We start from the raw sequence: 22,189 nt of genomic DNA on the forward strand, positions 1-22,189 counted from the left end.
CCGTACTTCGTAGCCGTCGGGAGGAGGCACACGCACATGGAAATAGCCGATCATCGGCCGCGAACGACTGAACGGCCGATGCAGCGCAAGCTGGACTGGTCCGTCTGCGCTCTCTGTCCGCACTCACCTCCGAAGGAGGTGCGCGGTGATCCACATCGCGTCGCGTTGGTAGAGCCCGACGTGACCGCGAATGTCCTCCTGGCCCTGATCAGCCCGCGCCTCGGTGAATGCGGCGAGGTCGTGTAGTCGGTGGACCGCGGCCTGGAGGATGTGGGCAGGGTTTTGCCCCGAGCCGTAGGCGTCGCAGAGCATCCGCAGCCGACGTGCCCGCTCGGCCAGGTCACTGTCGATCGCGTCGCCGTTGTCGGGGTGGGCCAGCGGCACCAGCCGATAGGCGAGGTAGGCCAGATCCCACGACCGGGGACCGGGCGAGGCCGTGTCCCAGTCGATGATTCCGGTGAGCCGCCGGTCGGTGAAGACCATGTTGTAGGGCGCGAAGTCGTTGTGACAGATGACCTCAGCTGGCTGTCGCACCGGAAGCTGCCACACTCCGCCGACGGTGTCGAAGCTGGCACTGACCTCGTGAAGTTGTGCGAGGTGCAGACCTGCATCGGCGAGGATGCCGTCGCTCCAGATCCAGTGCGGCAACGGGTACTGCGGCACGATGCCCGGCAGGTAGGAGACGCTGTCGCGTCCGTGCTCATCGGTCCCGAGCGGTTGCGGAACCCAGGTGACCCCGCGCTCCCGTAGGTGTCGTAGTAGGCGCTGAACTGTCGGGCTCCATGCCCCATGACCGCGCCGAACAGTGGCACCGACCCGTGTCGCACCCCCCATGTTGCCGCCGGGCAGCGCTTCCTCCTGCTCGTCGGCCGCGTTCGGGCTGTGGTCATCCATGCCGACATCCTCAGCGCGTAAGGGCCGTAACGCCACCGCGTTCCCGAGCTGGACCGAAGCGAGGGTCCACAGTCCAATTGGGAGATTATTGGATTGTCGTTAATAAGAATCCGGTAATTGTCTGGGACAAAAGGTACGAAACGTGCATGCACCATAATGACAGTTCTTGTGCGTAAAGAATCAGGATGTTGTAGTGACCATTCCGTGCGACTCTGGCGGCCTGCTCACGTGCTCCGAGCGGGCCCGTCCGTGTCCATGGCCCAAGCCGGGTAACCACCCTCGGCGAGCAACTCATCGCCGCGCGCAGGTTGTGGCCCCGGCCTTCTTCAGCTGCCGGGCGATCCGGCGCCGGTAGGTCTCGTCGGCCAGATAGCGGGTGGCGTAGACGATGCGTCGCAACGCCCGTAATCCTTGATCGCGCTGTCAGTTCAGTGAACTCGGCGGCCGAGAGGGACCGGAGACGGCGGCCGTACGACTCAGTCCACCTGTCGCCCGTAGGTCGCCCGTGCTGCGGCAACCTCTGCGGCCTGGCGGACGCGCCACCTCTTCTGGGCCTCGCTGTTGCACACACGACATACCTTGCGGTATCGGCCACTCGCGGGATCGATTTCGCGCTCGTGCCCGTGGTGGCAGCGCGGCTGCTGGGCGCGGTTGCGGCAGTTCTCGGCGTGTGTCACCTGCTGCAGATGAGTAGGTTCGATGCAGTCCGGGACGCCACAAAGGTGGTGCACGTCCAAACTCGGGTCGTAGCCGCCCACGAAGACAACGTAGGCCGTGATGTGAGCCCAAGCCCTTCCGGCGACCTTCTGGTACACGCCCCGCTGGCTACCGTAGCCGCAGACAATCAGACAGCCGTCGTCTCGACGAACCGAACGATCGATGAGGTGAGCCCGCAGACTCTCCTCGGTGAAATGTCGGGACAAGCCTTTCACCTGCGACAGCATCTCACCAGGCTAGGTCAGTGCTCCGACATTTCGATCTGCTGGTACCCGGGCCGTACGGCAGCGACGCGATCAAGGGATGGAGGAACGGCGTGAGCGTCGTACGGCGGCAGTTGCTCGACCATGTCGCTGACCTGGTGCCGACGTTCCCCGCGTCGCGGTGCGTACGGGTGGCCGTTGACGGGGTCGATGGGGTGGGTAAGTCCACATTCGCCGGAGAGTTGGCCGCGTTGCTGAGCGACCGGAAACGTCCTGTCGTGCACGTGTCGGCGGACGACTTTCATCACCGTCGGGCTGTGCGGCATCGCCGTGGCCGGGATTCGCCGGAAGGCTTCTGGCTCGACAGTTACGACTACGAAGCCCTCGTCCACAACGTGCTGGAGCCGTTCGGTCCGGGGGCTCTCGTCGTTACCGTCCCGCCGCCCATGATCTTCGGACAGACGAAATCCTGGATCGTGAGTGGCGGACCGCGGCGCCCGGCACGGTACTCATCGTCGATGGGCTGTTCCTGCACCGTGACGAGCTTGTGGAGTGCTGGGACTTCTCCGTCTTCGTTGACGCGCCGTTCGCGGTCACCGTCGCACGGATGGCCCGGCGCGACGGTTCGCATCCGGATCCCGAGCATCCCAGCCTCGGCCGCTACGTCCGCGGGCAGCGGCTGTACTTCGCCGCCTGCGCGCCTCACGAACGCGCGGACGTCGTCATCGACAACGAGGATGTGACCCGACCGGTCCTCGTGGAGGTCGTCGCGCAGGCCGAGGCAGTTGACGCTTGGACGGCTGCCGACGGATGATCCAGCGATGTGTCGCTCGGGTCAGCGAGCCGGGACGCTGGTTCTCATGGGCACCATGATCGCCGTCATTCGGTGGCTTCAGGAGAGCGGATGGCATGAAGTTTCTTCTCACGTCGGGGGGCATCAGCAACCCGAGCATCTCCGACGCGCTGGTCGACCTGTTGGGCAAGCCGCTCGCTGAGGCCACGGCTCTATTCGTTCCTACCGGTGTCTACCCCTTTCCCGGCGGAGCCGAGAAGGCGTGGAAGGCGATTCACGGCCAACCCGACATCCCGCTGTGCCAGCTGGGTTGGAAGTCGCTGGGGTTGTTGGAGCTCACCGCGCTGCCGAGCATCCGAGAAGAGAACTGGGTCCCGGCGGTCCGTGAGGCCGATGCCCTCCTGGTCTGGGGCGGCGATGTGCTGTACCTGACCTACTGGCTACGCCAGTCGGGCCTGGCCGACCTCCTGCCGTCGCTGAGTGACACGGTCTATGTGGGGGTCAGCGCCGGCAGCATCGCGGTCACCCCGTACAACTGCGACGCCGAGTTCGACAGTCAATTCGTCCCCGACGGCAGCGACAGGGCGCAGGATGCCGACCGGGCGCTGGGGTTGGTGGATTTCACGCTCTACCCTCACCTCAATCATCCGGACATGGAGGACACCGAGCTGTCCCACATCCAGAAGTGGGCGTCCGGGATCCCGGTCCCGACCTACGCCGTCGACGACAACACCGCGATCAAGGTGGTTGATGGCAGCGTTGAGGTCGTCTCCGAAGGAGACTGGAGACTGATCAACCCCTGACCGAGACGCCCCTTCGGCCGATTGCTGTGATCGTGGCTGCTCGGCGGCAGGGGCGGCGTCACCGACCCCCGAAGAACGCCGGTGACGCCGACGACCGTCTCAGGTGCGGATGCGGTAGTGCAGGGACGCCACACCGTTGCCAAATCGGTGATTGCTCAGCAGCTCCAGGTCGAGGCGGGTGCCGCTGGGCAGACCGGGCTTGCCTCCGCCGGTGAGGATGGGGTGGATCAGCAGGTGGCACTCGTCGACCAGCCCGGCCTGGAATGCCTGCGCCGCGAGGTGTGCGCCCCCGATGGTGAGGTCGCTGGTGGCCGAGGCTTTCATGGCGCGTACCGAGGCGGGGTCGAAGCCCCTTTCGAGCCGGGTCCTGGCGGTCGAGGTCGCGTCCAGCGTGGTGGAGTAGACGACCTTGTCCGCTGCCTGCCAGACGTCGGCGAAGTCGGCAGTGAGCTTCGATTGTGCGGCGAGAGCGGGCTCGGTCTCCCAGACAGCCATCGACTCGTACAGGCGCCGACCGTAGAGGTAGGTGCCCGCGGGCCGAACCAGGTCGGTGATGAACGTGAGGTAGTCGTCCTCGGGTGGGGTCCAGTCGAATCTGCCGTGTTCGTCCTCGATGTAACCGTCGAGGGACACGTTGGTCACGTAGATCAGCTTTGCCATGGCGCTACACCTCGATGGCGACGGGTTGGGCATTGCTGAGTGTCGCGTCCAGTTTGGAGAAGGCCTCGTTCCAACCCTGGTTGGCGGGAGCGGACAACTGCTCGGGGAGCCACTGACGGATCTCGAGTCGAGTCCGTCCGTCGGCGTCGTCGTGGAACTCGACCCGCATCCTCGTCTCGTGCGGCGCGATGCCCTCCGGGAGTTGCCCGGTGACGTGCGCGATGCCGTCGATCAGTTCGCCGTCGACGACGTCGGTGAGATCGATGTGGACCTCGACTCGCAGGCCGGGTTGGGTCGGGAAGACCTCGGTCCACCGCTGGTAGCCGCCAGGCCGGACGTCGAAGTCCATCTCGTCGCGGGGTAGTGAGTTGCCGATCGGCCCCCACCATGCCGCCAGGTGCTCCGGGTCGGTGAAAGCTCGATAGACCAGCTCCCGTGGCGCGTTGACCACGCGCGAGATGACGATCGGCGGCTTGTCGCTGTCCATCAATTCTCCTTGTCGTGAGCCTTGCTCGGGGATTCCCTGTCGGGGATCGCCGGGCCGTGGGCCGTTCGGTCCGTTGGGCGGTCGGCGGCCTGTACGGCCGCGAGGTGGGCGTCGAGGCGGGTGAGGGACGTGTCCCAGAACCGCCGGTAGCGCTCGATCCACTCGGCCGCTTCGCGCAGCGGGGCGGCCTCGATGCGACTCATCCGCAACTTTCCCGACCGGGTGCGGGAGATGAGCCCGGCGCGTTCAAGCGCCTTCAGGTGCCGTGACACCGCCGGCATCGAGATCGGGAGCGGAGCGGTGAGCTCGGTGACCGTGGCGTCGCGGTCGGCCAGCTCGGCGAGGATCGCCCGTCGAGTCGGGTCGGCGAGCGCCGAGAACACCGCGCTGAGTTGATCGCTGCCAGACACCAGAGCCTCCAGTCACTTAACCAACACGTTAAACGTAGTGCCGGGCCACCGCAACTACCAGCGGTGATTGGCAGGGATGGTGTCGGCACCACGAGGGACGGCGGGCTGGTCAACGTCGACGGCCCGGTCGCGTGCTCGCGCCGGGGGCGAGGTCGGTCGGCGGACGGTGACCATGGCGTGCACGCCCAGGCCCAGCCGGGTCAGCGCGAGTGCGGCGGCCAGGACGACCACGACGCGGATACCGTGACCGACGTCCGGTGCCCACAACTGGAGTTTGGCCAGCCCGGCACCCTCCCAGAAGGCCGGCACCTGCCAGGCGACGCCGACGGCCACCAACGCGCAGGCACCGATCCAGGCGGTGGTGGCGGCGATCGTCCGGCCACGGGAACGCACCGGCGGAACGCGGTCGCTCCGGCGCCCGTGCAGGACGCGGGCCCAGGACCAGGCCAGCAGGGCGAGCAGCACCGCGGCGACCCCGAGCAGGCCGACCAGAGCCCAGACCTGCATCGGATCTTCGGTGGCGGTCGCGGGCGTGCCGCCGTGCAGGATGCGGGTGAGGTTGAACGCCCCGGCGCTCAGTGGCGCGTCCATGTGCAGGCCGTAGAGGTTGGTCATGATGATCACGGCGAGGTTCGAGTCGGGTGCCAGCACGATATGGGTGAAGAAGTCCGGGGTCGCGCCGGCGTGCCAGACGATGCGGGCGCCGACGCCGTCCAGGGTGCTGTTCTTCCACCCGAACCCGTAGGTGCCGTGACCGGTGGCCACGGTGCCGGTGTGCAGCTGTCGCGTGCCCTGCGGTCCGAGGATCCGGGTGTCGCCGTAGCGGCCATCGGCGAGCTGCGCGATGGCGTAGTGGGACAGGTCGTCGAGACTGGCGGCGAGGAAGCCGTAGGGCACTCCGGCGGTGTCGAACGGCGCGGCGAAGCGCTGCGGCTGGCCGAAGTAGTACCGGTGACCGGGCGGGATGCCGACGGCGCGGGCCTCGTCGGCGGTCGCCGCGGAGTGCGTCATCTGGAGCGGGTCCAGCACGTGACGGCGCAGGTAGCCGCCGAAGGTGTCGCCGGTGACGTCCTCGACGAGCGCGCCGAGGATCATGTAGTTGGCGTCGCTGTACTGATACGTCTGTCCGACGGCGGTGGTGGGCCGCACGCTGGCCAGGTCCCGTACCGAGCGGGCCAGCGCGCCGGGGCGGTTGTCGTAGCGGTCGGTCAGGTCGGTGCTCCACACCTGCGGCAGGCCGCTGGTGTGGGTCAGCAGTTGGCGGACGGTGACCGTCCGGGCGGTGTCCGCGTCGCCCAGGCGCAGCCACGGGAGGTACGTGGAGGCGGTGGTGTCGAGGTCGATCCGTTCGGCCTCGACCAGTTGCGCCACCGCCAGCGCGGTGAACGACTTGCTGGTGGACCCGAGCAGGAACGGGGTCTGCGTGGTGATCGGTCGGCCGTCACCGTCGACGCCCCATGCGCCTCGCTGGAGGACCTCGTCGCCGCGAATGACCGCGTACGCCAGCCCCGGTGCCTTGATCTGCTTCAGGTACGCGCGCAGGTAGCGTTCGCCAGCGGCGAGGTCGTCGACAGCCGCGGGGCTGGCCATGACCGGGGCGGCCAGCCCCGCGGCTGTCACCATCAGGCAGCCCGCCACGGCGACGAGCCGTCGGACCCGCGTCAGCGCGTCATTCCAGGTGCTCATGTGGCGCGTCCTCCCCGTCGGTGGGCCGTCAGCCGATCTGGCTCAGCAGCTTCTCGAGCGCGGCCAGGCGCTGCCGAACCTCGCCGAGCTCGTCCCGCACGCCCTTGATCTCGTCCGCCGTGGCCTGGGCGCCGGTGGCGCTGCGTTCGGCCAGCACCCGGTAGCCCTCCTCCCGAGCCGCCGCGTACCGGGCGCGGTAGATGCCCGTCCCGATGAGACCGGCGACCACGATCATCGCCGTCACGATCACCGCCGCGGCGATGGTGGAGGTCTGTGCGATGTCCAACGCGACCTGATGGGTCATTGCTCACTTCTCCTGTTCTGCGGCCGGCCCCGAGCCGGTCAGGTTCTGTGCGGCCAGTGCGATCGCGTCCAGATCCAGGGACACCGTGAACGGCACCGCCTGGACGTACTTCACCGAGCTGCCGTCCGGTGCGGTCACCAGCTCACCGGTCACCAGGCCGGCCGCTTCCAATTTCTGCAGGTGCATGTAGAGCAGCGGCCGGTTCATCTGCAGCTGCCGGGCCAACTCGCTGACGTAGGTCCGCTGCCGGGCCACGGCGGCCAGGATTCGCAGCCGATGCGGGCTGGCCAGTGCGGCCAGCAACGACACGAGTTCGTCACCGGTCGGCGAGGTGCCGCTCATCCTGGTTTCCCTTCTCCATGAAGGTGTCAGATTCCTCTGACGCCCCCTGTCAGGTGAGTCTGACAGGGGAGGGCGGCAGGTGTCAACGAACGCCGTAGCGCGCCGGTCACTGACCCCAGGGCGGTAGCCAGACCTCGACGTCGGGGGCCTGCACCCGCCGGGAGGCGAGGTAGTCGCGCAGTGCCCGCAGCGCGGGATGCGGGTTGTCGTCGCGCCAGATGATTGACATGGGGTAGACGGGCGCCGGGCCACGCACCGGTACGCGCCGCAGGTCGTAGCTGTCCGGCCACAGGTACCGGGTGCGCTCGCCAGCGAGGGTTGCCAGCTCCGCGGAGTCGGCGATCTCGGCCAGCAGCGCCTCGTTGCCGAAGACCGGCCCGACCAGGTCGATGGTGAGACCGAACGCGGCGGCGAGTTCGTCGTAGTAGTCGGCCCATTCGGTGCCGGGGGCCATGCCGGGCATCCAGATGCGGTGCTCGGCCAGTTGCGCGGGCGTGACGGCGCGGGCGTTGGCGAGCGCGTGGCGGGGGCCGACGAGCAGTTCGTGGTACTCGTCGATCACGCGGGTGGTCCTGATCGCGGCGGGCAGGTGACGCGCGGCGACGGTGACGGCGTGGAAGGTGGCGTCGACCGTCCCCGCCTCGACGGCGGCCATCGCGGCGTGGACGTCGGCGTCGAGGGTGACGACGTCGAGCTCGATGCGGGGATGCGCGCGGTGGAAGTCCTGCAACAGCACCGCTGGTGCGATCCGTCGGCTGTGCACGTCGACGCGCAGTGCCCGTCGGCCCGGGCGTACGGAGGCGTCGGCGCGCGCCTCCACCCGGAGCAGTTCACGGGCGTGCGGCAGGAAGGTCTGACCGTCGACGGTGAGGTGGGTGCCGCGCGCGGTGCGGGTGAACAGCCGTACCCCGAGGTCCTTCTCCAGTGCCGCGATGCGCTTGGAGACGGCCTGCTGGGTGATCGACAGCGCCGCGGCGGCGTCCTGGAACTGGCCGGCGTCGACGGCGGCGACGAAGGTGCGGACGGCGTCGAGATTCACCCGGCAACCCTACTGACACAACCTCTGGTTGTGGCTCGCCGCTCACCGGGTTGTTTGATCCCTCGTCACTGGGCTTGCTGTGATCGCGGTGGTCAACGGCGGGTTGTCGGGAGCGGGAGGTGTGGGTTGTCCACGAGCCGATCCCTCGGCCGGCGGTTCGGCTGGTTGTGGGCGTCGTACGCGGTCAGCGCCTACGGCTCGGGGCTGGGTTTCGGGGCGTTGCCGTTGATCGCCGTGCTGGTGTTGCAGGCCAGCCCCGCCCAGGTGTCCATGTTGGCCGCGCTGGGGCCGGCCGTGGGGGCGCTGATCGCGTTGCCGCTCGGGCCGTGGGTGGAGTTCCACCGCAAGCGGCGGGTAATGATCGCGATGGACCTGGCCCGGTTCGCGGTCCTGCTGACGGTCCCCGTCGCGTACGCGCTGGGTCGGCTCAGCTTCGGGCAGTTGCTGGTCGTCTCGGCCGTGCTCGCCACCGCCAAGATCGCCTTCAACGCGGCCAGCGGCGCGTTCCTCAAGGCCCTCGTGCGGCCGGACGACCTGCTGGTGGCGAACGCCCGGTTCGAGTCGACGACCTGGAGTTCGATCGCGCTCGGGCCGCCGCTGGGCGGTGCCGCGGTGGGACTCTTCGGGCCGGTCGTCACCGTCGTGGCCGACGCGCTCAGCTACCTGCTCTCCGCGCTGGGCCTCAGCGCCATTCGCGACCCCGACGACCACCCCCAACGCACCGGCGCTGGCTGGGTCCGGGCCAGTGAGCTGCTCGACGGCTGGCGGCACCTGCTGGCGCACCCCGGTCTGCGGGCGCTCTACCTCAACCAGTTGCTCGTCGCTGGGCTGATCATGGCCACCGAGCCGTTGTTGGCAGTGCTCCTGCTCGGCGAGCTGGGCTTTCCGCCCTGGCAATACGGCCTCGCCTTCGCCGTGCCCTGCGTCGGCGGGCTCATCGGGTCACGCCTGGCCCGCCGGGTGGTGGCACGCCACGGCCAACACCGGATCATCCGCGCCGTGGGCACGGTGCGCGCGATCTGGCTGATCGGCCTCGCCTTCGTCCAGCCCGGCGTGGTCGGTCTCGCCACGGTGATCGCCGTCGAGTTCGCGATCATCATCAGCATGAGCCTGTACAACCCGGTGCTCGCCACCTACCGCCTGGAACAGACTCCGAAGGATCGCATCGTCCGCACCCTGTCTGCCTGGTCGATCGGCAGCAGCGCCACCATCGCCGTCCTCAGCGCGCTCGGTGGGCTGCTCGCGCAGGCCACCAGCCCGCGCACGGCGATCACTGTCGCCGGGCTGGTGATCTTGGTGAGCCCACTGCTGCTGCCCCGGCGTTCGGACGCCGATCAGCCGGCACCGGAGCGCTCCGCACGGGTCTCTACGATCGCGTGATGTTCCAGCCGACCTTCCCGATCCGCACCGCACGGCTCGCCCTGCGTCCGGTCACGATCGACGACCTCGACGACGTGTACGCGTTTCAGCGTCGACCCGACGTCGTGCGCTGGATGCTCGGCGCGGAGCCGCGTACACGTGAGCAGTCGCGGGTGTCGGTGCTCGCCCTGGCGGGCGAGGACGCGTGGCGCGCGGAGGGTGACTGCCTGACGGTGGCCGCGGTCACCGACGCCGGAGTGATCGGGATCGTGGAGTTGGTGTGGCGCAGCCAGCTCGACCGTACCGCCGAACTCGGGTTCGTCTTCCACCCCGACCATCGCGGTCGCGGGTTGGCGACGGAGGCCGCCACCGCGGTGCTGGCCTTGGGGTTCGACGAGTTCGGGCTGCACCGGGTCTACGGCCGGTGCCACGGCCGCAACGCCGCGTCGGCGCGGATGATGACGCGACTCGGCATGCGCAAGGAGGCCCGCCATGTCGAGAGTTACCTGTTCAAGGGGGAGTGGGCCGACCAGCTCGTCTTCGCGATCCTGGCGCACGAGTGGCGGGCCGGGACCCGCACGCCGCCGTCATGATCGTTCACCACGGCGACGTGCGGGTCGGGTCCACACCTCAGACCTGGCGGCCGAGCCACTCCCGGTAGGCGGTGGGCGCGATGACAGCGTCGTCGCCTGCGATGAGGACGTCGCCGGGCGCGGCGGCGAACATGCCGACGGTGTCGTCGGTGGTGACGGTGCGCTGGTCACCGCGGGCGGCGAGCGTCACGCGCCCCAGCTCGTCGAGGGCGAAGACATCCGGGCCGGCGACGTTGCGGATGCCCTTGAGCGGCGCGCCCATGCTGACCTCGGAGACGGCCTGCGCCACGTCGGCCGCGGCCATCGGCTGCACCGGCGTGCGGGGCAGGCGGACGGTGGTGTCGTCGGCGGTCCAGGACATGATCGACTCGACGAACTCGAAGAACTGGGTGGCGCGGACGATCGAGTACGAGATCGGACCGGCCGTGAGGATCTCCTCCTGGAGGGTCTTGGCGCGGTAGTAGTCCAGGTCGGGCACCTGGTCGACGCCGACGATGGAGAGGATCACCGCGTGGCCGACGCCCGCGCGAGCGGCTGCGGCCAGCAGGTTGTCCATGGTCGTCTGGAAGAAGGCGGGCGAGGCCTCGTCGAAGGTCGGCGAGTTCGTCAGGTTGACGACGACCTCGGCGCCGGCGAGCCCGTCGGACAGGCCCTGCCCGGTGAGCAGGTCCACCCCGGTCGACGGCGAGAGCGGCACCGCCTCGTGGCCCGCAGCCTGCAGGATCTTGACGACCTGCGACCCGATGAGGCCGGTCCCGCCCAGTACGGCGATCTTCATGCCCATGCACCTTCCCGTGACGTGTGGTCCGCCTGCTGAGGCTCAGCCGATACTCGGACCTTCCTTGTCCGGGAACTATACTCGGACACAATGTGTCTGAGTAACGGGGTGGCTAGGGTGACGTCATGAAGATGTCCGGCGGGGTCGAGTGGGCGCTGCACTGCTGCGTGGTGCTCACCACCAGCCACACGCCCGTTCCGGCGGCCAAGCTGGCGGAACTGCACGACGTCTCCAGCAGCTACCTCGCCAAGCAGCTCCAGGCGCTCGCCCGCGCCGGCCTGATCCACTCCGTGCAGGGCAAGTCGGGCGGCTACGTGCTGACCCGCGCGCCGGAGAGCATCACCCTGCTCGACGTGGTCCGGGCCGTCGACGGGCCCGGCCCCACCTTCGTCTGCACGGAGATCCGCCAACGCGGCCCCTTCGCGACCCCGGCCGACGCCTGCACCACGCCGTGCCCGGTGTCCCGCGCCATGTGGGCTGCCGAGGACGCGTGGCACCAGGCGCTCGCCGCGGTCACCATCGCCGATCTCGCCCGCGACGTCGACGCCACCTCCGGCCCCGAGGCGCTGGTCGGCATCCAGGCCTGGCTGACCGGCGGAGCCTGACCGACCCCGCAGAGCCGGGCGAACACGGTCAGCCGGTGTGGCGTACCTCGGTGTCCCAGATCTGCGCCCACGGACGCCGCAGCCCCCGGCACACGTGGATCGGGCCGCCGTTCTCGTCGTTGTCCACCTCGACCCGCTGGTCCACCTGCCCGGCCAGGGTGCACTGCTCGAACCAGGTGTTGAGCTGGTCGGGGCGCTCCCAGCCGACGGCGATGACCACGTCCGCGTCGGGGGGCGGCCGACCGAAGTCGACCATGCTGTTGTGCCCGGAGTACGCCCGGGGCAGACCACGGGCCGGCCCGTAGCGGGCCACCGCGCCAGCCTCGCCGTAGTTGCCGGTGAGGACGACCGCCCGCGAACGCTCCTGCGGCGACAACCCACGATGGACAGCCGCGAGAGAGTCGGTGAACTCGGGCCAACCAATCGTCTCGCCGGCGTCGTAGTTGACGTCGACCACGAAGGCGGGCAGCCGGTCGGCCGGCAGCACCGGCAGCAGCAGGACGACGTTGGGCAGCAGGAACGGCACCACACCCAGCGCGAGCAACCCCCGACGCCACCAGAGTGACCCGTGCGAGGCCCACGCCACGGCGACCAGCGCACCGGCGGCGGTGAGGACCAGCAGCAGCGGCGCGTCGTAGTAACCCTTGCCGCCGGCGATCAGCACGATGCCGACGACGACCACCCAGGCCCAGCCCACCGCCCGGTAGGCCCGCCACGCCGGTCGGCGTAGCAGCGCGACCAGGCCGGCGATCCATATCGGTACGGCGTACGGGCTGATGATGACGAACTGGAGGGTGAACGCGTCGAGCCGGCCGCTGTAGGAGCTGTCGCCGTCGGAGATGGAGGCGGCCACGCCGAGCTGCGGAAAGCCGTTGGTCGCCTGCCAGATCAGGTTCGGCGCGGCCAGCAGCAGGGCGATCCCGGCCCCGGCGAGAACCCACCGGTCGCGCAGCAGCCGGCGTGGCCCGGCGATGAGCACCCCGGCGACCAGGCCGACGGCCAGCAGCGCCGGCAGCAGCTTGCTGAGCATGCCCACACCGATCGCCAGCCCGATGCCCAGCGCCCAGCGGCTGTCACCGGTGCGCAGCAACCGCACCGCGCACCACGCCGCGACCAACCAGACCAGCAGGTCGACGGTGGTGGTGCTGAGCAGGTGGCCACTGGCGAGCACGATGCCGGACAGCGCGGCGAGCACCGCCGCGAAGAGCTGCGCGCCCCGGCCGGCACCCAGCTCCCGGGTGATCGCGGCGACCAGCAGCACCGCGCCGCCGGCCAGCGCCGCCGACGGGGTACGCAGCACCACCAGGTTGCCCGGGGCGATCGTGTCGAGCAGCCGGGCCAGCGCCGGGACCAGGGGCCCCTGATCGACGTAGCCCCAGTCGAGGTGCCGGCCGGCGAGCAGGAAGTACAGCTCGTCGCGGTGGTAGCCGTAACGGCCGGCGAGCAGCAGGAGCGTCACTGTGGTGGCGGCGGCCACCAGCCACGGGCCGCGGGTGCGAACGCCGGGCTCCGGCGGCCGCCCCGGCGGCGGCGACTGGGTCGGCCGCTGAGGTCGGTCGATCTCGATCGCGGGCTCGCTCACCCGCTCATGATGACTGGCGGCGTCGCCGCGTGGGTGCCCCTACCGGCGTTCGGCACGGTCCCGAATGCGGGTGGCCGAGGCGGGTGCGAAGATCAGCTTTGTCACTCGGACCGAAAGGACGATATGCGCTATCGCACTCTGGGCAACACCGGCACCGTGGTGTCCACCCTGTGTCTGGGCACGATGACCTTCGGCGCGGAGACCGACGAGGCCGGCAGCTTCGCCCAACTGGACCGGTTCGTCGAGGCCGGCGGCACCTTCATCGACACCGCTGACGTCTACTCCACCGGCATCTCCGAGGACATCATCGGACGTTGGCTGCGCAGCCGACCCGACGTGCGTGACCGCCTGGTGATCGCCACCAAGGGGCGGTTCCCGATGGGCCCGGGGGCAAACGACGCCGGCCTGTCCCGGGTGCACCTCACCCGCGCCCTGGACGCCAGCCTGCGCCGTCTCGGCGTCGAGGCTGTCGACCTGTACCAGGCGCACGCCTGGGATCCGCTGACTCCGCTGCCGGAGACGCTGCGGTTCTTCGACGACGCGGTCAGCGCCGGCAAGATCCGCTACGCGGGGGTCAGCAACTTCACCGGTTGGCAGTTGCAGAAGGCCGCACTGCTCACCCAGCACCTCAACCTCACCCCGATCGTGACCCTGCAACCGCAGTACAACCTGCTGGCCCGGGACATCGAGTTCGAGCTGGTGCCGGTCTGCGAGAACGAGGGCATCGGCATCCTGCCGTGGTCACCGCTGGGCGGCGGGTGGCTCACCGGCAAGTACCAGCGCGACACCACGCCCACCGGCGCGACGCGGCTCGGCGAGAACCCGCAGCGCGGCGTCGAGGCGTACGCGGGTCGCAACGCCGAGGAGCGCACCTGGCGGGTGCTCGACGGGGTCCGCCAGATCGCCGACGACCGGGGCGTGTCCATGTCGGCGGTGTCGCTGGCCTGGCTGGCGGCCCGACCGGCGGTCACCTCGGTGATCCTCGGCGCGCGGACCACCGACCAGCTCGACGACAACCTGACCGCCGCCGACCTGGTCCTCGACGCCGAGCAGATGCGGCTGCTGGACGAGGCGAGCGCCCCGCTGGTGGGCGACTACCCGTACGGCGCCGCCGGGGTGCGTCAGCGCGGCCGTGACCTGCCGGCAGGATCATGACCTCGTTCCCCGATCCCGCCGACCCGGCCGGCAGCCGCACCGAGGTCTTCCTGCGCCACCTCGACGTGGTCGCCGAACTCGCGGGCGGCCCGACCGCGGAGTGAGGCCGTCGGCTCGATAATGGGCGGATGCCGCTGCTCGTCGTACCAGCCCTGCCCGCCGGGAGCCTCGCCGCCCAGGAGCAACCCCACCTTCCGGTACGTCCCGGGCTGGCCCTGCGGCCGTGGCGCGACGACGACGCCCCGGCCGTCCGGGCCGCCTTCGACTGTCCGCAGATCCAGCGGTGGCACGTCCGCCGCATCGACGGCGACGACGAGGCGCGGGTGTGGACGGCACAGTGGGCCGGCCGTTGGCGCGACGAGACAGCCGCCAGCTGGGCGATCGTCGACGCCGACGACCGGCCGCTGGGTCAGGTGGGATTGCGGGGCGTGCTGCTGGCCGAGGCGTCGGCGCAACTGTCGTACTGGTTGGTGCCCGCCGCGCGTGGTCGGGGCATCGCCACCGAGGCGCTGAGGGCACTCACCCGGTGGAGTTTCACGCGGGCCGGTCTGCACCGGCTGGCCCTGGACCACTCGACCGCCAATACGGCGTCGTGCCGGGTGGCCACGCGGGCCGACTTTCCGGTGGAGGGCGTGCTCCGGGGGTCGGTTCGCCACGCCGACGGCTGGCACGACATGCACCTGCACGCACGGCTGCGCACCGACGGCCCGATCTGATCACCCGGTCTACTCGATGGGCGGGGCGGATGGTGTCGGCGTCGCACCACCGGCGTCGGCGCGCCGCATCGCTCGCGGCAGTCGCAGCGCGACGATGCCGGTAGCCACCAGTCCGCCGACGCCCGCGACCATCAGTGTCACCGGGGCGGACGTGGCGTCCAGCAGGACGCCACCGGCGAGGTAGGACGTCGCGGCGGCGACCCCGATCGCACCGTACAGATTGCCGAAGACCCTGCCGAGCATGCCCGGTGGCACCGTACGTTGCAGCAGGGTGCTGGACGCGACGTCCATGGCCGCCAACCCGAAGCCACGGACGGCCTGCAGGGCGATCGCGGCGGCGACGGCCCAGGCGAGCCCGGTCAGCAGATTGCCGACACTGCTGACGGCGAAACCCGCGATCAGCAGCAGCGGCATCGACGCCCTGGTGCCCCACCTGGACAGCATGGCGTAACCGGCCACCAACCCGACACCGACGGCGCCCAGCAGAAGCCCGACCGCTGATCCGCCGACGTGGAAGGTGTCTTTGGCCAGCAGCACCAGGGCCACGTCATCGACCCCGTTGAAGGCGACCACCGCGGTGAAGCCCAGGAAGATCACCCGCACCGTCGGAACACTCGACAGATAGCCGAGGCCCGCTCTGGCCTGTCGCAGCAGGGACGGCTGGCGCTCGTCGCCGGTCGTCGGCGCAAGGGAGGGAAGCCTCGCGAGCAGCATGGCCGAGACCAGGAACGACACGGCGTCGACGAGCAGCACACCACGCAGTCCGACCAGCGGGAACAGCGCTGCGGCCAGCAGGGGGCCGATCGCCTCTGCCGCATTGGAGCCGAACCCGAGGGTGGAGTTGGCGGTCTCCAGGTCACGGTCATCGACCAGGGCGGGCACCGCCGCCCGGGACGCCGGCTGGAAGAGCTGCGACGCGGTGGCGCGAATCGCGACGAGAGCCAACAGCATCGGCAGCGAGGGCATTGTCAGCACGATGACCAGCAGCACCGCAGCTTGGACGAGTTCACAGACGACCATCAATCGTCGGAGATTGAGCCGATCAGCGAGGGCGCCGGTGAAGGGACCCAGCAGGGATGGCGTGAAGTCCCCGACGAGGAGCAGAAGCGCGACTGCCAGCCCTTTACCCGTCGTCTCGGCGACGTGGAAGATCAGCGCGACAAGGCTGAGGGAATCGCCCGCGTACGAGACGAGCCGTGCCGAGAACAGCGTTCGGAATGGCCTGTTGCGGCGAAGCAGCTGGATGGGACGCAACGGCGCAGCGCCTGCCGTGGCAGACGCTGCGCCGGACATCTCGAAGGTCCCCTGTCGCCGAGGGCTGCGGTGAGGCGTCGTGCCGCCGATACCCGGGACGGGTGAATCAGCCTGTGGGTGAAGGTAGCCACGAGAGCGTCAATGAGCGCGGTATTTACCGTTGTCGGGAGCTGATTCAGGAAGCGATCGGAACGCTGGTGGTGGCCCCGCTGGCGTCGGTGACCCGTACCTCGGTCGCTGTCGCGGGCAGCAGCGCCGCGTTGCGGCCGACGTCCTGCCACTGGCCGTCGCCGACCCGGAAGCTCAGCGCTGACCCTTCGGCGGCGACGAGAACGCCCTGGTCGTCGGGCAGTCGAAGCCGCACAGGCAGGGGTGCCGACCAGTCCGCGGTCGTGCTGGCCACCGCCTCGAACGGCAGATATGTAGGGGCGAGCAGCGCGATGACGCGCGACGGGCCGTCGTCGTACTGGACGGTTTCCACGAGGAGCCGCCGGCCGTCGGAGGTTGCCCCGTAGACCCACAGGAGGGGAGAGCCGTTGTGCGTGTGCGCTCCGACCGGGTCGATGTATTCGGCGAGGGCTTCGGTCGGCGCGTTCACTTCTGCGGCGGCCGGGTCGGTGCCCCAGACCTGCACCGCACCGGGCAATGTGTGGCGGAGAAGCGGTGGTGCGGGCCGATCCTTGTTGTCGGGGAAGAGGATCTCGCTCGTACCGTCGATGTGAATCGCGTTCTGCCGTTGAACGGGAGTCCGTGAGAGCGCGACGGTGAGCTTCGTGCGCTGTGGCGGCACCGACAACACCGCCGCACCGTCTCGGAACACCACCGGCTCGAAGGTCCGCTCGACCTTGCCATCGGGCCTGGACCGCAGTTGCGCGGAGAACTCCACCGGTTGCCCGGAGTCGAGCACAAGGAGCACATCGCGCTGCGATCCGAGCAGTACCGCCTGATCGAGGCCGTCTGTTTCGCTGCTGGTGGCCTGCGTCAGGGTGCGCACGCGCGGGCCTCCGGCGGTGGGTTCGACGAACCCCACGGTCGTGCCGTGCGCGGTGGCGTGGGCCACGTAGGCGGCCGGGCCAGCAGGCGTACCTCCTGCCCACACGACGTGCGGCTCGCCGCGCGTCCGATCCCCGACCTCCTTGATCCGGCGCTGCCACACCTGGCGGACCTGCCGCAGGTATCCCTCGTCGGCAGCGAGGTCACCGCGAGTCGGCTGGTCGAGCAGCGGTGACGCGGCACGGGTGTCTCCGGCGTCGCCGGGCAGGTCGAGAACGCCGGCCACGGGCACGGCCACCACTGCCGCGCAGAGCGCCGCCAACAGCGCTCGCCGGCGCACCACCCGCCGCCGCCCGCCCCGACGCACCTCAGCGAGCAGGCCCGGCGGGCTGACCAGGTCGTCCGTAGCGCGATGCAGGATGCCGCGTACGTCACTGTCGTTCATGGTCATCGCGAACTCCCGGTTCCAGTGATGGGTATGACGAGGTTCGACCCGTCCAGCGCCTCTCGCAGCCGAGCCAACCCACGGGAGGCGTGACTCTTCACCGCACCCTCTGAGCAGCCCATCGCCGCCGCAACGTCGACGACCGGCAGGTCTTCCAGGTACCGGAGCACGACAGCGGCCCGCTGCCGAGCCGGCAGCGCCCGCAGCGCCCCGACGACCAGTTCGCGAACCGCCACTGCGTCGGCGTGGTCGCGGGCAACCCCGTCGTGGTCGCCCAGTGACTGTTCCGGACGGCGCGCACGCCACCGCCACCGGTTGATCGACCGGTTGACCAGCGCACGTCGCGCGTACGCCTCCGGGCTGCTCTGCACCCGCCGCCAGCGCACGTACACCTGCTCCAGCACCTCCTGGAGCAGGTCCTCGGCGGCGTGCCGGTCCCCGGTCAGCAGGAAGGCGACCCGCAACAGCACCGCCGACCGTGTGCGAACGAAGTCGTCGAACTCCGCCCCGCGCGAATCCCTCATCTGACCTCCCGGCCTCGTCAACCAGCAAGACACCGGGTGCGCTCGCGAGGTTTACCGGTCCCGGCAACTTTGCCCGGTGGATCCGTCCCGCAGGGGGCCGGTCGTTCAGCGGGCTTCGGCCCAGCCGACGAAACGCGGGGTCAGATCGGGCAGTGCGACGTCCGGGTTGAGCCGGGTGAGATCGGCGCGGGCTTCCTCCTGGACCTTCGCCAGGTGGACCAACAGGCCCGGCCGGTCCTCGCGATACTGGCCGAGCAGGCGCAGCTTCGCGGCCGAACACGGCCACAGGATGCCGCAGACCGGGCAGCGCCAGGACGGCCGCAGTGGAGAGTGGTTCGGTCGCTCGGGCATCAGCTGACCCCCACCATCGCGCGGCGCCGAAGGGGTACGGACGCAGCCTGCACGCCGGCGCGCCGCACGTACAGCTCGCGGCGCGCGACGGCGTCTCCCTTCCTGTCGAGTTGGTAGGCGTCGAGCCAGAGCCAACCGTCGTACGTGTACCGGTCGGCCAGTTCGCGGATGACCCGCACGACGATCGGTTTCCGGAATTGAACGCTGGCCGCGGTGGTCAGCAGGACCATGTCACCGGCTCTGAGAGCGCCCTGTATCTCGTTCTGCACAGCTTCTCCTCCTCGTCGCAGCGCCGTCTACACCGCACTTTGCCGGGGGTTGCTGGACAAACACACAGCGTTACGTAACCTCTTCATCGCAGTGGATTTGTTCCAGGGGAGGGACGGCATGAACCATGCCTTTGTCGCGGCGCTGGCTGCGGCGGGTCACACCGCCGAGAGCCTCGCGGGCCAGCTCGGCGTGCACCCGAAGACCGTCGCCAGGTGGGCGAACCCGGGCCACATTCCCCAGAGCCGCCACCGTGCGACAGTCGCGGGCCTGCTGGCGAAGGACGCCGACGCGCTGTGGCCGGACGTGGTCCGTCGCCGCGAACCGGTGTGGTTCCGGCCCTGGGTCGACCTCGAACGCGAGGCCGTGACGCTGCGATCGTTCGAGCTCACGTGGGTGCCCGGGCTGCTGCAGACCGAGGCGTACGCCCGGGCGACGCTGGCCGGTGGGGTGCTGTCGCCGGAGGCGGTCGCCGAATTCGCCGACGCACGCATCGCCCGGCAGGCGATTCTCGGCCACAGCGGTGGGCCACTGCTGATCGCCGTACTCGACGAGGCGGTGCTGAGGCGGCGCGTCGGTGACGACCGGGCGTTGATGGCGGCGCAGCTCGCGCGCCTGGTGGGTTACACCGAGACCGGCACCATCCAGCTGCACGTCGTTCCGGCGGACGCGCCAAGCTACCCCGGGCTCGACGGGCCGTTCACCATCGTCGATATGCCGGACGGGTCACGGGTCGCGCACGTCGACAGCGCGGCACAGGCGCAGATCCTCGATCAAACGTCGGATCTTGTTAGCCTGGAACGGCGGTGGGAGCGTATTCGCGGCGAGGCCCTGCCCCGAGGGCGTTCGTTGGACCTTCTCAGAGAAGCGGCGGCATCATGGACATGACCGGTGCGCGGTGGCGGAAGAGCACGAGGAGCGGCGGTAACGGTGGCAACTGTGTCGAGGTTGCCGACAACCTTCCGGGCGTGGTCCTGGTCCGCGACACGAAGGACCGCGACGGCGGCACGCTGACGTTCAGCGCGCAGTCCTGGCGTGGCTTCGTCACGATGACCCGTGACGCCGACGGTCTCCGGTAGCTCACCCCGACGGCCCATGCTGGCCTTTGAGATCTCGTCCCCGCAGCCTTCGCGGACGCTTGTGCCGCGAATGCGGTTGCCGCGCCCCGTAGGATTTCGACCATGAGTTGCTTCGCTGCTTGGCGTACCCGCCACTGAGGAATCGGCTCGCCGCCGTTCCGGCCGCCAGCTGACCATCTGATGCCCGATTTGTTGGCTTTCAGAACCTCAGTTCGAGAGGCACACTCACATGCGTATCCGCTCGTTTCTTCAGCATGACCTGACCCGGCTCACCGAACTGACCATCGAGACGTTCGGGCCGTTCCACGAGGACTCCTTCCGCCCGCTCGTGGGGGAGGTCGTCTTCTCCAACCAGCACGGCAGGTGGCGCGACGACTACGTCACGCAGGTTGCCCAGCTCCACGACCCCGCCGAGCACAGGTACGTCGCGGTCGCCGAGATCAACGGCGCCATCGCCGGCTACGTGGCCTGGGCGGTGCAGCCTGAGCGCCGAGATGCCAGCGTCACGATCCTCGCCGTCTCCGCGGAGCACCGCCGGCTCGGGGCGGGCACCGTGCTGTGCGAGCACGCGTTCGCCGCGATGCGGGACCTCGGCGCCGAGGTCGTCACTATCGGCACGGGTGGGGACGGATTCCACGCGCCCGCCCGAGCCCTGTACGAAGCACTCGGCTGCACACCGCTACCGATCGCCGTCTACTACCGGGAACTCTGAACTGATCCGGGGTGGGGTGCGGCGACGCACCCCACCCCGGCCACCGCAGCCCAACGGGCCGTGCCAGCCCTGTGCGTTGGGGGGCACCGGGTGGTGTCGCCCTGCCTGCCGGAGTCCGGTCAGCATCCCGCACACCGACTCCCGCGCTGGTCGAGGTCCTTGCGCGTCAGCCCGTCACCGGCCGCGAACGGCCCGGATCAACGGACATCGGCGGGTTGCGCCGCCTGCGCCTGCGGTTGCGGGGTGGTCGGCCAGGTGAGGCGGCGTACGCCGGGAACGAGGGCGGTTCCCGCGCAGGAGGCGAGCACCAGCAGGCCGGCGACGGCCAGCGGGACGGGTGCGCCGAACGCGTCGGCGGCCAACGGCGCCAGCGCGTAGCCCAGCGGCATGGCGCCCAGCGACACCAGCCAGTCGTAGGAGGTGACCCGAGCCAGCACCTCCGGCGGGAAGTGGTGCTGCACGACGGTCTCCCACACCGGGTTGAGGTAACCGAGGGCGGTCAGCGCCACCGCGTAGGCGGCGATGACCGCGGGGGCGGGCGCGGCGACGGCCAGCAGGAACAGCGGGGCGGCGTAGCAGGCCAGCCCGAGGTTGGCCAGCAGTACCGGTCGGTGCAGCCGGACCCGCCCGGCCAGCAGCGATCCGGTCAGCATTCCGAGCGCGCCGGCCTGCAACAGCAGCACCCAGGTCGTCTCGCCGCCGAGACGGTCGATGGCGACGGCCGGTCCGAGGGTCATCAGCACGGCAGCCGCGCCGTTCCAGACGCCGTGCCCGAGCAGGCTGGTCCAGAACCAGTCGCGGGCGCGTACCTCGCCGAAGCCGTGTCGCAGGTCGGCGAGGACGGAGCGGCGGGGGACCGGCACGTGGCGGACCCGCACCAGCGCGAGCAGCGTGGCGCTGAGCGCGAACGATGCGCCGTCCAGGATGAACGCCCAGCCGGGCCCGGCGGCCCAGATGAGCGCGCCGGCCAGTGCCGGGCCGGCGAGGCGGCTGGTGTTGGCGGTGATTCCCATCAGCGCGTTGGCGCGCTGCCGCTCGGCCGGCTCGACGGTGCCGGCGACCAGCGGGGAAGAGGTAGGGATGGCGAACGCCGAGGCGGTGCCGCCGAGCGCGGACGCCACCACCACTGTGGTCAGCGACGGGTCGCCGCCGAGCAGTTCCACGCCGACCGCGAGCTGCGTGGCGCAGCGGACCAGGTCGGCCAGGAGGGCGACCCGGCGGGCGTTGAACCGGTCGGCCACCACCCCGCCGAACGGCAGCAGGACCAGCCGGGGGACGACCGCCGCGGCGAGGACGACGGCCAGCGCGCCGGTGGAGCCGGTGGCCCGCAGCACGGCCAGCGCCAGGGCGGCGGGCACCACCGCGTCGCCGAGGGCGGAGATGGTGCGCCCCAGGAACAGCAGCCGGAAGGAGTGGTCGCGCAGTGGGTGAGCCATGG

27 protein-coding genes are annotated in these 22,189 nt (G+C 70.0%); 10 read left to right on the forward strand and 17 right to left on the reverse strand.

Annotation, left to right across the window (positions count from 1 at the left end):
- Positions 1 to 123: 123 nt before the first annotated feature.
- Positions 124 to 894, reverse strand: a complete 771-nt coding sequence (locus ABZU43_RS17205) for a phosphotransferase (protein WP_355007487.1) — start codon at positions 892 to 894, stop codon at positions 124 to 126.
- A 476-nt stretch (positions 895 to 1,370) separates the two neighbouring features.
- Positions 1,371 to 1,838, reverse strand: a complete 468-nt coding sequence (locus ABZU43_RS17210) for an HNH endonuclease (RefSeq protein WP_355007488.1) — start codon at positions 1,836 to 1,838, stop codon at positions 1,371 to 1,373.
- A gap of 583 nt (positions 1,839 to 2,421) precedes the next feature.
- Here ABZU43_RS17210 and ABZU43_RS17215 point away from each other — a divergent pair.
- Entirely contained in the window at positions 2,422 to 2,628 is a 207-nt protein-coding gene (locus ABZU43_RS17215) for a hypothetical protein (protein ID WP_355007489.1), read from the forward strand.
- Between the two features lie 95 nt (positions 2,629 to 2,723).
- Complete coding sequence (locus ABZU43_RS17220) at positions 2,724 to 3,410, forward strand: Type 1 glutamine amidotransferase-like domain-containing protein (protein ID WP_355007490.1); 687 nt, start codon at positions 2,724 to 2,726, stop codon at positions 3,408 to 3,410.
- A gap of 99 nt (positions 3,411 to 3,509) precedes the next feature.
- Here ABZU43_RS17220 and ABZU43_RS17225 read toward each other — a convergent pair whose 3' ends face one another.
- The 7 genes from ABZU43_RS17225 to ABZU43_RS17255 form a co-directional block, all read right to left on the reverse strand.
- On the reverse strand, positions 3,510 to 4,070 hold the full coding sequence (locus ABZU43_RS17225; protein WP_355007491.1) for a dihydrofolate reductase family protein: 561 nt from the start codon (positions 4,068 to 4,070) through the stop codon (positions 3,510 to 3,512).
- 4 nt (positions 4,071 to 4,074) lie between these two features.
- Complete coding sequence (locus ABZU43_RS17230; RefSeq protein ID WP_355007492.1) at positions 4,075 to 4,557, reverse strand: SRPBCC domain-containing protein; 483 nt, start codon at positions 4,555 to 4,557, stop codon at positions 4,075 to 4,077.
- Positions 4,557 to 4,967 (reverse strand): metalloregulator ArsR/SmtB family transcription factor, encoded by a 411-nt coding sequence (locus ABZU43_RS17235; RefSeq protein ID WP_355007493.1) that lies wholly within the window; start codon positions 4,965 to 4,967, stop codon positions 4,557 to 4,559. The genes ABZU43_RS17230 and ABZU43_RS17235 overlap by 1 nt, the downstream gene beginning before the upstream one ends.
- Positions 4,968 to 5,021: 54 nt before the next feature.
- On the reverse strand, positions 5,022 to 6,653 hold the full coding sequence (locus ABZU43_RS17240; protein WP_355007494.1) for a serine hydrolase domain-containing protein: 1,632 nt from the start codon (positions 6,651 to 6,653) through the stop codon (positions 5,022 to 5,024).
- Between the two features lie 28 nt (positions 6,654 to 6,681).
- Positions 6,682 to 6,957 (reverse strand): hypothetical protein, encoded by a 276-nt coding sequence (locus tag ABZU43_RS17245; protein WP_124857923.1) that lies wholly within the window; start codon positions 6,955 to 6,957, stop codon positions 6,682 to 6,684.
- Positions 6,958 to 6,960: 3 nt separating this feature from the next.
- On the reverse strand, positions 6,961 to 7,299 hold the full coding sequence (locus ABZU43_RS17250; RefSeq protein WP_124857925.1) for a winged helix-turn-helix domain-containing protein: 339 nt from the start codon (positions 7,297 to 7,299) through the stop codon (positions 6,961 to 6,963).
- A 106-nt stretch (positions 7,300 to 7,405) separates the two neighbouring features.
- A complete protein-coding gene (locus ABZU43_RS17255; RefSeq protein WP_355007495.1) occupies positions 7,406 to 8,338 on the reverse strand; it encodes a LysR family transcriptional regulator in 933 nt (310 codons plus the stop codon).
- A gap of 126 nt (positions 8,339 to 8,464) precedes the next feature.
- Between ABZU43_RS17255 and ABZU43_RS17260 the strand changes: the two genes are divergently transcribed.
- Both ABZU43_RS17260 and ABZU43_RS17265 read left to right on the forward strand, forming a co-directional pair.
- Positions 8,465 to 9,718 carry an MFS transporter gene (locus ABZU43_RS17260; protein WP_355007496.1) on the forward strand — a complete coding sequence of 418 codons (1,254 nt, stop codon included), beginning with the start codon at positions 8,465 to 8,467 and terminating at the stop codon, positions 9,716 to 9,718.
- Positions 9,718 to 10,290, forward strand: a complete 573-nt coding sequence (locus ABZU43_RS17265; RefSeq protein WP_355007497.1) for a GNAT family N-acetyltransferase — start codon at positions 9,718 to 9,720, stop codon at positions 10,288 to 10,290. The genes ABZU43_RS17260 and ABZU43_RS17265 overlap by 1 nt, the downstream gene beginning before the upstream one ends.
- A 37-nt stretch (positions 10,291 to 10,327) precedes the next feature.
- Here ABZU43_RS17265 and ABZU43_RS17270 read toward each other — a convergent pair whose 3' ends face one another.
- On the reverse strand, positions 10,328 to 11,068 hold the full coding sequence (locus tag ABZU43_RS17270; RefSeq protein WP_355007498.1) for an SDR family oxidoreductase: 741 nt from the start codon (positions 11,066 to 11,068) through the stop codon (positions 10,328 to 10,330).
- 125 nt (positions 11,069 to 11,193) lie between these two features.
- On the opposite strand from ABZU43_RS17270, the gene ABZU43_RS17275 reads away from it, so the two are divergent.
- Entirely contained in the window at positions 11,194 to 11,673 is a 480-nt protein-coding gene (locus tag ABZU43_RS17275; protein ID WP_208741183.1) for an Rrf2 family transcriptional regulator, read from the forward strand.
- A 28-nt stretch (positions 11,674 to 11,701) separates the two neighbouring features.
- Here the strand turns inward: ABZU43_RS17275 and ABZU43_RS17280 are convergent, their stop codons facing one another.
- Entirely contained in the window at positions 11,702 to 13,255 is a 1,554-nt protein-coding gene (locus ABZU43_RS17280) for a glycosyltransferase family 39 protein (RefSeq protein ID WP_355007499.1), read from the reverse strand.
- 123 nt (positions 13,256 to 13,378) lie between these two features.
- On the opposite strand from ABZU43_RS17280, the gene ABZU43_RS17285 reads away from it, so the two are divergent.
- Entirely contained in the window at positions 13,379 to 14,410 is a 1,032-nt protein-coding gene (locus ABZU43_RS17285; protein WP_355007500.1) for an aldo/keto reductase, read from the forward strand.
- A 128-nt stretch (positions 14,411 to 14,538) separates the two neighbouring features.
- On the forward strand, positions 14,539 to 15,126 hold the full coding sequence (locus tag ABZU43_RS17290) for a GNAT family N-acetyltransferase (RefSeq protein ID WP_355007501.1): 588 nt from the start codon (positions 14,539 to 14,541) through the stop codon (positions 15,124 to 15,126).
- A gap of 9 nt (positions 15,127 to 15,135) precedes the next feature.
- Here the strand turns inward: ABZU43_RS17290 and ABZU43_RS17295 are convergent, their stop codons facing one another.
- The 5 genes from ABZU43_RS17295 to ABZU43_RS17315 all read right to left on the reverse strand — a co-directional run bounded on the left by ABZU43_RS17295 (position 15,136) and on the right by ABZU43_RS17315 (position 18,923).
- A complete protein-coding gene (locus ABZU43_RS17295) occupies positions 15,136 to 16,380 on the reverse strand; it encodes an MFS transporter (protein ID WP_355007502.1) in 1,245 nt (414 codons plus the stop codon).
- Positions 16,381 to 16,555: 175 nt separating this feature from the next.
- Positions 16,556 to 17,824: a hypothetical protein gene (locus ABZU43_RS17300; protein ID WP_355007503.1), complete on the reverse strand. Its 1,269-nt coding sequence runs from the start codon at positions 17,822 to 17,824 to the stop codon at positions 16,556 to 16,558.
- Positions 17,821 to 18,342: a SigE family RNA polymerase sigma factor gene (locus ABZU43_RS17305; protein WP_355007504.1), complete on the reverse strand. Its 522-nt coding sequence runs from the start codon at positions 18,340 to 18,342 to the stop codon at positions 17,821 to 17,823. Before ABZU43_RS17305 ends, ABZU43_RS17300 begins: the two co-directional genes overlap by 4 nt.
- Positions 18,343 to 18,447: 105 nt before the next feature.
- Positions 18,448 to 18,693 carry a flavin reductase gene (locus tag ABZU43_RS17310; RefSeq protein WP_355007505.1) on the reverse strand — a complete coding sequence of 82 codons (246 nt, stop codon included), beginning with the start codon at positions 18,691 to 18,693 and terminating at the stop codon, positions 18,448 to 18,450.
- Positions 18,693 to 18,923, reverse strand: a complete 231-nt coding sequence (locus ABZU43_RS17315; protein WP_355007587.1) for a hypothetical protein — start codon at positions 18,921 to 18,923, stop codon at positions 18,693 to 18,695. Before ABZU43_RS17315 ends, ABZU43_RS17310 begins: the two co-directional genes overlap by 1 nt.
- A 157-nt stretch (positions 18,924 to 19,080) precedes the next feature.
- Here ABZU43_RS17315 and ABZU43_RS17320 point away from each other — a divergent pair, with 157 nt between their 5' ends.
- The 3 genes from ABZU43_RS17320 (at position 19,081) to ABZU43_RS17330 (ending at position 20,751) form a co-directional block, all read left to right on the forward strand.
- A complete protein-coding gene (locus ABZU43_RS17320; RefSeq protein ID WP_355007588.1) occupies positions 19,081 to 19,848 on the forward strand; it encodes a DUF5753 domain-containing protein in 768 nt (255 codons plus the stop codon).
- Positions 19,839 to 20,039 (forward strand): DUF397 domain-containing protein, encoded by a 201-nt coding sequence (locus ABZU43_RS17325; protein WP_355007506.1) that lies wholly within the window; start codon positions 19,839 to 19,841, stop codon positions 20,037 to 20,039. Before ABZU43_RS17320 ends, ABZU43_RS17325 begins: the two co-directional genes overlap by 10 nt.
- A gap of 229 nt (positions 20,040 to 20,268) precedes the next feature.
- On the forward strand, positions 20,269 to 20,751 hold the full coding sequence (locus ABZU43_RS17330) for a GNAT family N-acetyltransferase (protein WP_355007507.1): 483 nt from the start codon (positions 20,269 to 20,271) through the stop codon (positions 20,749 to 20,751).
- Between the two features lie 197 nt (positions 20,752 to 20,948).
- Here the strand turns inward: ABZU43_RS17330 and ABZU43_RS17335 are convergent, their stop codons facing one another.
- A complete protein-coding gene (locus ABZU43_RS17335) occupies positions 20,949 to 22,187 on the reverse strand; it encodes an MFS transporter (protein ID WP_355007508.1) in 1,239 nt (412 codons plus the stop codon).
- Between the last annotated feature and the right edge of the window lie 2 nt (positions 22,188 to 22,189).

The sequence above is a fragment of the Micromonospora sp. NPDC005205 genome (assembly GCF_040608275.1).
Taxonomy (GTDB): Bacteria; Actinomycetota; Actinomycetes; order Mycobacteriales; family Micromonosporaceae; genus Micromonospora.

Coding starts and splice junctions, on each gene's coding strand:
- ABZU43_RS17285 (WP_355007500.1), top strand. CDS start 13,379: ATGCGCTATCGCACTCTGGGCAACACCGGCACCGTGGTGTCCACCCTG.
- ABZU43_RS17215 (WP_355007489.1), top strand. CDS start 2,422: ATGGCCCGGCGCGACGGTTCGCATCCGGATCCCGAGCATCCCAGCCTC.
- ABZU43_RS17240 (WP_355007494.1), bottom strand. CDS start 6,653: ATGAGCACCTGGAATGACGCGCTGACGCGGGTCCGACGGCTCGTCGCC.
- ABZU43_RS17310 (WP_355007505.1), bottom strand. CDS start 18,693: ATGCCCGAGCGACCGAACCACTCTCCACTGCGGCCGTCCTGGCGCTGC.
- ABZU43_RS17210 (WP_355007488.1), bottom strand. CDS start 1,838: ATGCTGTCGCAGGTGAAAGGCTTGTCCCGACATTTCACCGAGGAGAGT.
- ABZU43_RS17325 (WP_355007506.1), top strand. CDS start 19,839: ATGGACATGACCGGTGCGCGGTGGCGGAAGAGCACGAGGAGCGGCGGT.
- ABZU43_RS17225 (WP_355007491.1), bottom strand. CDS start 4,070: ATGGCAAAGCTGATCTACGTGACCAACGTGTCCCTCGACGGTTACATC.
- ABZU43_RS17335 (WP_355007508.1), bottom strand. CDS start 22,187: ATGGCTCACCCACTGCGCGACCACTCCTTCCGGCTGCTGTTCCTGGGG.
- ABZU43_RS17300 (WP_355007503.1), bottom strand. CDS start 17,824: ATGACCATGAACGACAGTGACGTACGCGGCATCCTGCATCGCGCTACG.
- ABZU43_RS17275 (WP_208741183.1), top strand. CDS start 11,194: ATGAAGATGTCCGGCGGGGTCGAGTGGGCGCTGCACTGCTGCGTGGTG.
- ABZU43_RS17270 (WP_355007498.1), bottom strand. CDS start 11,068: ATGAAGATCGCCGTACTGGGCGGGACCGGCCTCATCGGGTCGCAGGTC.
- ABZU43_RS17230 (WP_355007492.1), bottom strand. CDS start 4,557: ATGGACAGCGACAAGCCGCCGATCGTCATCTCGCGCGTGGTCAACGCG.
- ABZU43_RS17250 (WP_124857925.1), bottom strand. CDS start 7,299: ATGAGCGGCACCTCGCCGACCGGTGACGAACTCGTGTCGTTGCTGGCC.
- ABZU43_RS17320 (WP_355007588.1), top strand. CDS start 19,081: ATGAACCATGCCTTTGTCGCGGCGCTGGCTGCGGCGGGTCACACCGCC.
- ABZU43_RS17290 (WP_355007501.1), top strand. CDS start 14,539: ATGCCGCTGCTCGTCGTACCAGCCCTGCCCGCCGGGAGCCTCGCCGCC.
- ABZU43_RS17315 (WP_355007587.1), bottom strand. CDS start 18,923: ATGGTCCTGCTGACCACCGCGGCCAGCGTTCAATTCCGGAAACCGATC.
- ABZU43_RS17245 (WP_124857923.1), bottom strand. CDS start 6,957: ATGACCCATCAGGTCGCGTTGGACATCGCACAGACCTCCACCATCGCC.
- ABZU43_RS17330 (WP_355007507.1), top strand. CDS start 20,269: ATGCGTATCCGCTCGTTTCTTCAGCATGACCTGACCCGGCTCACCGAA.
- ABZU43_RS17265 (WP_355007497.1), top strand. CDS start 9,718: ATGTTCCAGCCGACCTTCCCGATCCGCACCGCACGGCTCGCCCTGCGT.
- ABZU43_RS17220 (WP_355007490.1), top strand. CDS start 2,724: ATGAAGTTTCTTCTCACGTCGGGGGGCATCAGCAACCCGAGCATCTCC.
- ABZU43_RS17205 (WP_355007487.1), bottom strand. CDS start 894: ATGGATGACCACAGCCCGAACGCGGCCGACGAGCAGGAGGAAGCGCTG.
- ABZU43_RS17305 (WP_355007504.1), bottom strand. CDS start 18,342: ATGAGGGATTCGCGCGGGGCGGAGTTCGACGACTTCGTTCGCACACGG.